This window comes from Pseudomonas sp. LP_7_YM (assembly GCF_004364435.1).
Classification (GTDB): Bacteria; Pseudomonadota; Gammaproteobacteria; order Pseudomonadales; family Pseudomonadaceae; genus Aquipseudomonas.
This window is the reverse complement of sequence record NZ_SOCT01000008.1, coordinates 166,665-177,046: the sequence shown is the minus strand read 5'-3', so window position 1 is coordinate 177,046 and position 10,382 is coordinate 166,665. Positions and strand designations below refer to the sequence as shown.

General features: G+C 58.3%; 10 protein-coding genes. 1 reads left to right on the top strand and 9 read right to left on the bottom strand.

What is annotated here, in order from left to right; all coding sequences use genetic code 11:
• Positions 1-95: 95 nt before the first annotated feature.
• From msrQ to EC915_RS18735, 6 genes are all read right to left on the bottom strand, one after another.
• A complete protein-coding gene (msrQ, locus tag EC915_RS18760) occupies positions 96-716 on the bottom strand; it encodes a protein-methionine-sulfoxide reductase heme-binding subunit MsrQ (protein ID WP_133752012.1) in 621 nt (206 codons plus the stop codon).
• Entirely contained in the window at positions 716-1,729 is a 1,014-nt protein-coding gene (msrP, locus tag EC915_RS18755; RefSeq protein ID WP_133752011.1) for a protein-methionine-sulfoxide reductase catalytic subunit MsrP, read from the bottom strand. Before msrP ends, msrQ begins: the two co-directional genes overlap by 1 nt.
• A gap of 71 nt (positions 1,730-1,800) precedes the next feature.
• Positions 1,801-2,649, bottom strand: a complete 849-nt coding sequence (gene pssA, locus EC915_RS18750) for a CDP-diacylglycerol--serine O-phosphatidyltransferase (protein ID WP_133752010.1) — start codon at positions 2,647-2,649, stop codon at positions 1,801-1,803.
• A gap of 152 nt (positions 2,650-2,801) precedes the next feature.
• Positions 2,802-3,818, bottom strand: a complete 1,017-nt coding sequence (ilvC, locus tag EC915_RS18745; RefSeq protein ID WP_133752009.1) for a ketol-acid reductoisomerase — start codon at positions 3,816-3,818, stop codon at positions 2,802-2,804.
• Between the two features lie 52 nt (positions 3,819-3,870).
• Positions 3,871-4,362 (bottom strand): acetolactate synthase small subunit, encoded by a 492-nt coding sequence (gene ilvN, locus EC915_RS18740; protein WP_133752008.1) that lies wholly within the window; start codon positions 4,360-4,362, stop codon positions 3,871-3,873.
• 2 nt (positions 4,363-4,364) lie between these two features.
• Complete coding sequence (locus EC915_RS18735) at positions 4,365-6,089, bottom strand: acetolactate synthase 3 large subunit (RefSeq protein WP_133752007.1); 1,725 nt, start codon at positions 6,087-6,089, stop codon at positions 4,365-4,367.
• A 410-nt stretch (positions 6,090-6,499) separates the two neighbouring features.
• Between EC915_RS18735 and EC915_RS18730 the strand changes: the two genes are divergently transcribed.
• A complete protein-coding gene (locus tag EC915_RS18730; protein WP_133752006.1) occupies positions 6,500-6,925 on the top strand; it encodes a DUF4124 domain-containing protein in 426 nt (141 codons plus the stop codon).
• 3 nt (positions 6,926-6,928) lie between these two features.
• On the opposite strand, the gene EC915_RS18725 is transcribed toward EC915_RS18730, so the two are convergent.
• The 3 genes from EC915_RS18725 to mrcB are packed head-to-tail and all read right to left on the bottom strand — an operon-like array spanning position 6,929 to position 10,335.
• On the bottom strand, positions 6,929-7,258 hold the full coding sequence (locus EC915_RS18725; protein WP_133752005.1) for a YqcC family protein: 330 nt from the start codon (positions 7,256-7,258) through the stop codon (positions 6,929-6,931).
• Positions 7,251-7,997, bottom strand: coding sequence for a M48 family metallopeptidase (locus EC915_RS18720; RefSeq protein ID WP_133752004.1), 747 nt, complete (start codon positions 7,995-7,997; stop codon positions 7,251-7,253). The genes EC915_RS18725 and EC915_RS18720 overlap by 8 nt, the downstream gene beginning before the upstream one ends.
• Before the next feature lie 16 nt (positions 7,998-8,013).
• The gene (gene mrcB / locus EC915_RS18715) at positions 8,014-10,335 is read right to left on the bottom strand and encodes a penicillin-binding protein 1B (RefSeq protein WP_133752003.1); all 2,322 of its coding nucleotides are present in this window, start codon (positions 10,333-10,335) and stop codon (positions 8,014-8,016) included.
• Positions 10,336-10,382: the final 47 nt, after the last annotated feature.

Below are 10,382 nucleotides of genomic sequence, written 5' to 3'. Positions count from 1 at the left end.
CGTCCAACTCTTTGATTATCAAGGAGTTTTCCGTTTCGTCTGCGCCGGAAGTGGGGCGAATTATAGACACATCCAGAGGGGCGTCAAGCACTTATTTAAGCTTTTGTTACAGCCGATGCTCTTTTACCCATCCGACGCGGGATTCGTCTCGCAAGCACAGGGATTCTCAGGATCAACAGAAAAGCGCCCATCGCTGCATAGACAGCCCATTCTTTAAGGTCGGCCCTGACGATCCACAGCATATGCAGTAAACCAAGCCCCAGAATGAGATAGCTCAGGCGATGCAGCTTCTTCCATCCGGCACCCAATCGACGCTGGCTATAACGATTGGAGGTAACCGCCAATGTCAATAGACAGCAGAACGCGAAGCTGCCGACGATGATATAAGGACGCTTGACCAACTCGACCCCCAACTGAGCCCAGTCGAACCCGAGAATAAAGAAGCCATACCCCAGCATGTGCAGCAGCGCATAGGTAAAGCACCACAGACCAAGCTGACGCCGAACGCGCAGCCACCCTGTCCAACCGCTGATCCGCTGCAGCGGGGTCAGCGTCAAAGTGATCAACAACAGCACAAGCGTGCCCAGCCCAAACCGGTCGACCAGAACTTTCCCGGGATCAGGCCCCAGATCGAGCACCCACGCCTGATACAACCAGATGACCGGGGGAACGCATACCGCGCTGAAGACGGCCAGACGCCAAAGCAGATAACGCATCAATAGTTCTTCCGCAGATCCATACCCGAATAGAGAGAAGCGACCTGCTCCCCGTACCCGTTGAACATTTCCGTTGACCGGATATTGGGGCTGAACAATCCGCTTGGCAGACGACGCTCCCGGGCCTGAGTCCAGCGCGGGTGATCAACCGTAGGGTTTACGTTGGCATAGAAGCCATATTCATTAGCCGCGATGCTTTGCCATGTCGTCTTTGGCTGCTCACTGACCAGACTGATGCGCACAATCGACTTCACACTCTTGAACCCGTACTTCCAAGGGACAACCAGCCGCAAAGGCGCGCCGTTCTGGCTAGGTAACTCGCGGCCGTACATGCCTACTGCCAGGATCGCCAAAGGATTCATCGCCTCATCCAGCCGCAGGCCTTCAACATATGGCCAATCGATCAGCGCAAAACCAGAGCGTTGCCCTGGCATCGTCTTTGGATCCTGCAGCGTTTCGAATCGGATGTATTTGGCGTTTGCCGTCGGCTCGACTTGCCTGAGCAGTTCGGAAATCGGGAAGCCCATCCACGGGATTACCATCGACCACGCCTCGACACAACGCAAACGGTAGATCCGCTCTTCAAGCCGGTAGGGCTTCATGAAGTCTTCGAGTGCATAGCGACCGGGCTTGCCCACCTCACCATCGATGACCACGGTCCATGGCTCGGTTTTCAGCGAGCCGGCATTTTGCGCCGGATCGCCCTTATCAGTGCCGAACTCGTAGAAGTTGTTGTAGTGGGTAGCGTCCTTGAAAGGCGTTATGGCTTCACCCTCGACGGTCACTGCCCCCCACTCGGCTGAAGGAAGCTTTTCTTTGAACCAGGCCGGCGCATTCCCAGCCTCGACCCCGTCGTAGTGCGAAGGATCGGCGGCTCGCGCCCAGTTGGGCAGAGCACTTAGCGCGACTCCTGCCATAGACGCGCCCAAAAGGGATCGGCGTGAGAGATAAATGGCTTCAGGCGTGACATCCGACTCATTACAGGCGGATGCGGCTGGGATCTTGATGAGCATGGTCACTCCACAGTCGGCAGATGGATGCACCTTATAGACTGTGGAGTATGGGGGGAAATGAATCTCTGGGACTATTTGTGACGACGAAGTCGCAACAGATACTGCACAGGACCCGACGCGGCGTAGCCAAGGAAAATCAGCAACAGGATGCGCGGCGGATCGCTAAACACCACAGCGAACACCAGCACGACTGCCAGAATGGCAACGAAAGGCACACGCCCCTTCAGGTCCAGCTCCTTGAAGCTGTTGTACTTGATATTGCTGACCATCAGCATTCCCGCAGCCGCTACCAGAAGTGCTACCAGAAACGACAGCCTGGAACCCTGGATGCCGTAATCGCTGAACGCCCACACGGTTCCGGCTACGACACCCGCCGCTGCCGGACTTGCCAGACCGATGAAGTAACGTTTGTCAGCCTTGCCCACCTGAGTGTTGAAACGTGCCAGACGCAGCGCTGCGCCTGCCACATAGATGAAGGCGACCATCCAGCCCACCTTGCCCATGTCACCCAGCGCCCAACCGAACGCCAGCAGCGCGGGAGCCACACCGAAGGCCACCATGTCCGACAGGGAATCGTACTCAGCACCAAACGCGCTCTGCGTATTGGTCATGCGCGCAACGCGTCCATCCAGACCATCGAGAACCATGGCCACGAAAATAGCGATGGCCGCGAAAGCGAAGTACTTGCTCGCTCCCGCCTGATCACCAGCACTCATGGCGCTCTGAGCACTCATCGCGCTGATGATGGCGTAGAAACCGGCAAACAGATTCGCGGTGGTGAACAGGTTGGGTAGCAGATAGATGCCGCGATGCCTGACCTGGCGCCCTTCAGCATCATGGCCGTCTTCTATATGTTCATCGATCGGTAGCAGGCTTTCGGCGTCAGAAGCCTTGCTCGGCTCTTCGGGACGTTCGCTCATGGACAATACCTTGCAGCTATGAATTTTCGACAAGTGCTCGCGGCGACATCGCGCCAGCAAGCGATGCAGCTTTATACCAGATGAGCCCCCAGAACAAAAAAACGCGACCCGAAGGCCGCGCTTTTTCATAAACCGGAACCCGCTTCAGAAGCTTAGTTCTTGGCTTGGTCGACGATTTTGTTCTTCGCGATCCAAGGCATCATCGAACGCAGTTGCTCACCGATGATTTCAATGCCGTGAGCCTTGTTGTTACGACGCTTGGCAGTCATTGACGGATAGTTGCTGGCACCTTCAGCGATGAACATCTTCGCGTACTCGCCGTCCTGAATGCGCTTGAGCGCGTTGCGCATGGCCTGACGGGATTCGGCGTTGATAACCTCAGGGCCGGTCACGTATTCGCCGTATTCGGCGTTGTTGGAGATCGAGTAGTTCATGTTGGCGATACCGCCTTCGTACATGAGGTCAACGATCAGCTTCAGTTCGTGCAGGCACTCGAAGTAGGCCATTTCCGGCGCGTAGCCCGCTTCAACCAGGGTATCGAAACCGGCCTTGACCAGTTCGACGGTACCCCCGCACAGTACGGCTTGCTCGCCGAACAGGTCGGTTTCGGTTTCGTCCTTGAACGTGGTTTCGATGATGCCGGTACGACCGCCGCCAACGCCAGAAGCGTAGGACAGAGCAACGTTCTTGGCGTTGCCTGAGGCGTCCTGGTAGATGGCGATCAGGTCAGGGATACCGCCGCCCTTGACGAATTCGGTACGTACGGTGTGGCCTGGCGCTTTTGGCGCGATCATGATCACGTCCAGGTCCGCGCGAGGCACGACCTGGTTGTAGTGGATCGCGAAGCCGTGGGAGAAGGCCAGAGTAGCGCCTTGCTTGATGTTCGGCTCGATTTCGTTCTTATACAGCTGCGCCTGGAATTCGTCCGGGGTCAGGATCATGACCAGGTCGGCAGCGGCAACGGCGGAAGCAACGTCGGTCACTTTCAGGCCGTGGGCCTCGGCCTTGGCGACAGTCGCCGAACCTTTACGCAGGCCAACGGTGACATCAACGCCGGAGTCTTTCAGGTTGCACGCTTGGGCGTGGCCTTGGGAGCCGTAACCGATGATGGCTACTTTCTTGCCCTGGATGATCGAAAGGTCGCAGTCTTTGTCGTAATAAACTTTCATGAAATTCCCCTGTTATCTTGGCCTTCTGGGCCATTCGCTAAATATAAGTAGGTTAGATGCTCAGCACTTTGTCGCCGCGGGCAATGCCCGTAACGCCGCTGCGTACGGTTTCAAGGATGGCGGTAGTGCCAATTGCCTGGATGAAGCTGTCCAGTTTGTCGCTTGTCCCTGTCAACTGCACGGTGTAGACACTGCTGGTCACATCAACGATCTGGCCGCGGAAGATGTCCGTGGTGCGCTTGATCTCGGCGCGCTGGGCGCCAGTGGCCTTGACCTTGATCAGCATCAGCTCGCGCTCGATGTGGGCGCTTTCCGACAGATCGACCAGCTTGACCACTTCGACCAGCTTATTGAGGTTCTTGGTGATCTGCTCGATCACCTCATCATGACCGACAGTGGTCAGCGTCAGACGCGACAGGGTCGGGTCTTCGGTCGGCGCCACAGTCAGGCTTTCGATGTTGTAGTTGCGCTGCGAAAAAAGGCCAACAACGCGAGACAACGCACCCGGTTCGTTTTCCAGCAATAGCGAAATGATATGCCGCATGATTAAGTCCGCTCCGTCTTGCTCAGCCACATATCGCGCATCGAGCCGTCTCTGATCTGCATCGGATAGACATGCTCGCTGACGTCGACCTGGATATCGAGGAACACCAGGCGATCCTTCATAGCGAACGCTTCTTCCATCTTCGGCTTCAAGTCTTTCAGATCGGTGATCTTCATACCGACGTGACCATAGGCCTCAACCAGCTTCACGAAGTCAGGCAGCGACTCCATGTAGGAGTGCGAGTGACGGCCGCTGTAGCTCATGTCCTGCCACTGACGGACCATGCCCAGCACACCGTTGTTGAGCAGGATGATCTTCACCGGCAGGTTGTATTGCAGGCAGGTCGACAATTCCTGAATGTTCATCTGGATGCTGCCCTCACCGGTCACGCAGGCAACCTGCGCATCCGGGAAGCTCAGCGCAACACCCATCGCGGCGGGAAGGCCAAAACCCATGGTGCCCAGGCCGCCGGAGTTGATCCACCGATTAGGCTTGTTGAAGCGGTAGTACTGCGCCGCGAACATCTGGTGCTGACCGACGTCGGACGAAACGTAGGCATCCCCTTTGGTGACTTCGCACAGGGTCTCGATCACGGTCTGCGGCTTGATGACGCTACCGTCGCCACGGTTGTACGGGAACAGGTCACCGCCCGCGCGCCACTCCTCGATCTGCTTCCACCAGGTCGCAACCGAGTCCTTGTCGGGGGTCTCGCCGATTTCCTTGAGGGTGGCAACCATTTCGGTCAGCACGCTCTCCACAGGACCTACAATCGGCACGTCGGCCTTGATGGTCTTGGAGATCGAAGCGGGGTCGATATCGATATGGATGATCTTGGCGCCCGGGCAGAAACGCGACGGGCCATTGATGACGCGGTCATCGAAGCGCGCGCCCACAGCCAGAATCACGTCGGCATGGTGCATCGCCAAATTGGCGGTATAGCTGCCGTGCATGCCGAGCATACCGACGAATTGACGATCAGTACCCGGATAGGCGCCAAGGCCCATCAGGGTATTGGTGACCGGCGCGTTCAACAGCTGAGCCAGTTCGGTCAGTGACGCGGAACCGTTGCCCATGACCACGCCACCACCGGCGTAAATGACCGGGCGTTTGCCTGCCACGAACATCTCCACAGCCTTGCGGATCTGCCCGGAGTGACCACGGACAGCCGGACTGTAGGAACGCAGCTTGGCTTTCTTCGGGAAGACGTACTCAAACTTCTCCGCCGGGTTGGTCATGTCTTTCGGGATGTCGACCACAACCGGGCCTGGACGACCGGACTGCGCCAGGTAGAAGGCTTTCTTCAACACTTCCGGGATTTCCGACGGATGCTTGATCATGAAACTGTGCTTCACGATTGGCCGGGAGATCCCGATCATGTCGGTCTCTTGAAACGCGTCGGTACCGACCATAGTGCTCGCGACCTGGCCCGACAGAACGACCATCGGAATGGAGTCCATATAGGCAGTTGCGATACCGGTGATGGCATTGGTAGCACCTGGACCGGAAGTCACCAGCACCACACCCGCCTTGCCGGTGGCGCGGGCATAACCGTCAGCCATATGAGTGGCAGCCTGTTCGTGACGAACGAGGATGTGGCTCACAGCCGGTTCTTTGAACAGCGCGTCATAAATATGCAGGAGGGCACCGCCGGGGTACCCATAGATATGCTCTACGCCTTCGTCGCGCAAAAAGCGGACGACCATTTCAGCGCCAGATAAAAGCTCCACGTTGTTCACCTCTAAAACGCCAGAATACCGTCCACACTAACGAGAAGACGGGTCTTGATAGGTTTACTGCCAGCAGAGCATGAGCGACGGTGGTCGCCGACTACGTCAGCACTGACTGAGCAAGTATTGGGAGCTCCCCTAAGTGTTTCGGGGTCATCCCACCCAGCGCGAGGTAACGCGTTGCGGGTGTAACAGGTCGGCGCGGATGTGCGCCTCATGATCTACCGAGACGGTCTGCTTCTGGCAGTCCCTCTACAGCGAGCTTTGGATTGTTCTGATTCGCCCCCCGCAAGTCAAGTCATCGATGCGCTTTCTTCTACCCACCGGCCACGAAAAAGCACCCAATGAGGTCGTTCAAGCACGCCTGTGATAGGTTTCACCCGAACAACACACGACGTGAAGGAAGCCATATGCGCTGGATGATTCTCGCCGCCACCCTGACGCTGGCATCAGGCTCTGCGACGGCTCAAGCCGCACAGATCTATAAATGGGTCGATGCACAGGGCGTTACCCATTTCGACGCGCAGCCGCCAGCCGGACAGCCCGCGCAGGAGCTGGATACGCAAAAGCCAGTCGCCCCGCCGCCTTCGGCACATTCACGACCGGAGTCGGCGCAAGAACAACTGGATGTCGACGCCAAAGTGAGGAGGCAGGTAGCGGCCCAGGAAGCAAAGCGCAAGGACTACTGCGCAACCCAACGCACCAACCTTGCGCAATTGCAGAACAACCCTCGCGTGCGTCAGGAGGTGAACGGGGAGTTCAGGCGTTTTACTGAGCCAGAGCGTCAGGCACGTATCGCCCAGGTCAAGAAATCCCTCGACGATACCTGCAACTAAAGGTCAGTTTGACTCAGTGATCAGGCGGTCAAACTGCGCCAGCAGCTCCTGCAGATGGCGCGTCTCACGGGCACGATTGGCATATACCATCTGCGCCATTTCAAGGATCCCCGACGCATTGGGCAGCGCCAGGTCCTGCTCCAGGATGGTTTTCATTCGGGGCAGAAATATCCATTGCAGCCATTGATCGAAATCCAGCGTATCGACGCAAAACGGCTCGCGGCTCGCCAGAGCCTCGTCGCTGGGCGGCATGTCTGTCCACCAGTCCAGAACACGCAACTCGCGCTCGATCAGCAGTAAGTGATCAGCGATGGCCGGGAAACGCTTATCCATTGGCCTTCTGCCGTGCCAGCGCCGCGCCTGCGGCATCGCCCTGCTTCTCACGGGCCTGCGCAATCAACCCCCACAAGCTGGCTTGCAGACTGGCGCGGCCATTGGCATAGGTCAGACCGCGACGCGCCAGTTGCTCGGCCTGTGGAGCGTCACCCTGAGCCAGACGCACCTGCGCCAGCTTATAGAGAACCTGAGGTTCGCGGGGAGCGACACGCTGAGCGCGTTCCAGGCTCGAGGATGCGCCATTGAGATCACCACTGCTCTGCTGTTGCTGGGCGGTGGTCAGCAGCGCGAGGACCGGACCATCGAGTTGCTCATCAGCAGACAGGCCGCCAGCAGACGCCGACGGAATACCGGTCGGGGCGGAGGCTGGCATGTTGTAAGTGTTACTGGTTGCTGCCGGTGGCGCGTATGCGTTGTTAGCCGGCGTCTGGCTAACCGGTGTCGTGCTGATCGGCGCCGCAGTCGGCGGAACGAAGGTCGAAATCGGCGCAGCGCTGGCGTTTGCCCCCCCCGGGATCATCACCGTGACACCGGAGTCTTCCTGGATCGCCCGAGACTGGGCCTGTGACGCAGCCTGCACCGGAGCGCGCGCGGCGCCGTTGCGGCTAGCCGAGACATGCTCGCCATTGGAAATACGCGAACCGGCGTCCACCACCGGAATCGCGCTGCGCGTCTGGGTCGCACAACCGTTAAGCAAAGCCAGAGCCGTTAAAGCCGGAATCCACCACTTGTTCACTTCACATCCTCTTCGCTTAATTCAACCAGCCTTTGACCCAATCCATCACCGAGTCGGCAGGCGCTGCAGGTCCGCCACACGTCGGCCCGGGTTGTGGCTCACTGCCGCGAATATACGGCATCTGCACGGCGCCCGGGCAGCTCGCATCAGTGCCCTGTCCGGTAGACGCATTGACCCATGCCTGAACCACGTTATCAGGCATGGCCATGTCCAGCGGCAATGGATCTGCTTTTTTCATGAAGCTGGTCCAGATCTGCAACGCGCCGGTGGCGCCGGTGAAAGGCGTCTTGCCGTTATCGTCGCGCCCCATCCAGACAATCGCCAGCAGATCCTGGCTGAAGCCTGCAAACCAGCTGTCACGGGAATCGTTGGTCGTGCCCGACTTGCCGGCCAGATTCAGCGTGCTTGGCAGCACGTTGTATACCGACCTGCCCGTACCTTCACGCATGACGCGCTGCATGGCGTTTTGCAGCAAATAGATGGAACCCGGATCGAAGCGCTGCTGAATCTGGAACGGGTAACGCTTGAGCGGCTCACCCTCGGCGGTCAGCACACTGCGAATACCGCGCAACGGCGTATTGAAACCGCCACTGGCAATCGTCTGGTACATCGTTGCCACTTCGATCGGGCTCAATGCCCCGGCTCCCAGCAACATCGACGGAAAGGCCGGCCACTCACGAGTAACGCCCAGCTTGGTCAGCGTCTTGAAGACATTCGGCACGCCCAGATCCAGGCCCAACTTGGCGCTGGACAGGTTGTAGGAATGCGCCAGCCCCTGGTACAGGAAGATGTTGCCGTGTGCTTTATGATCGAAGTTCTGCGGTTTCCAGATCTGACCGTCCGCGCCTTTGACCTGGAACGGCTCATCCGGCACCCAAGTGGTCAAGGTGTATTGCTGCGGACGCTCCAGCGCCGTCAGATAAATCGCCGGCTTGACCAAAGAACCGATTGGCCGAATGGCATCCAGCGCGCGGTTGAAGCCTGCGAAGCCTGCCTGACGGCTGCCGATAAGCGCCTGCACCTCACCGGTCTCCGGGTTGGTCACCACCATGGCCGTTTCCATTTCGTCCGCACCTTTACGGCCAGAAATCCGGGCGAAGCTCTCGCGAACGGCTGCCTCGGACTTCATCTGCAGAATCGGGTCGAAACTGGTGAAAATGCGCAGCCCCTCTTCGGTCAAGTCTTCGTCGCGGTAATCCTGACGCAACTGACGTTTGACCAGATCCAGGAAGTCTGGAAACGAGCTGTCTGCCAGCGACCCGGTTTTGGTCACGCCCAGTGGCATTTTCTTCGCCGCCGCGACGGCGTCGGCCGAGGCGACACCTTGCTGCTCAAGCAGGTCGAGCACCAGGTTGCGTCGTTCCAGCGCACGGTCCGGGTTGCGCCGCGGGTTGTAATAGGAAGGCCCTTTGACCAGACCAACCAGCAACGCGACCTGATGGAGTTTGAGCTCCGACAAGGGTTGGCTAAAGAAGTACTGGCTGGCAAGACCGAAACCGTGCACTGCGCGCTGACCGTCCTGCCCGACGAATACCTCGTTCAGGTACGCCTCAAGAATCTCCTGTTTGCTGTAGTGAATCTCCAGCAGGATGGCCATCATGGCCTCGGTCAATTTTCGAGTAATGCTGCGCTCATTGGTGAGATAGAAGTTCTTGACCAGTTGCTGCGTCAGGGTAGAACCGCCCTGGCGCATCTGGCCCGCCGAAGCGTTGACCCAGAAAGCGCGTGCGATGGATTTGGGCGATACCCCGAGGTGATGATAGAAGTCACGGTCTTCGACCGTTACAAGCGTATCGAGCAGATAAGGAGGCGCCTGATCAAGCTTGATCAGAATGCGGTCTTCCAGGTTTTTCGGATAAAGACCGCCAATCATCAAGGGTTCGAGGCGTGCCACCGCCAGTTTTGCGCCATTGGCAGCCGTCAGGTCGGCGACGTAATCGCCGGAAAAACGCACGTGAATCTGCTGAGCAGGATCGGCGCCTTCGTAAAATTGAAAACCGCGGGTATTGAGATCGACACTGTTACCGTTCACGGCTGCCGCGCCCGGACCGTTGGCAACGCTTTCACGGCGATAGCCCAAGGCATCGAGTTCGAGCAGGAAGTCGTCGCGAGACAACTTCTGGCCAACGAACAATTCAAGCGGACGCGCGTAAACCTTGGCAGGGATGGTCCAGCGCTTGCCGGAGAATTTTTCCTGGACGATGGAGTCCAGGTAAACGGCGAAGCAGGCCAGAATCACCAGGCCGACGAGGCTGAGTTTCAGGGCCCAGCCCAACAGGCTGCGAAGGCGGTTGTTGGTGGGTTTGGAGGATTTTTTCGAAGTGCGGGATCGAGTCATGGCGGCGGATTATACGCACTTTCAGGGCCGTCGGCAGACCACCCTCG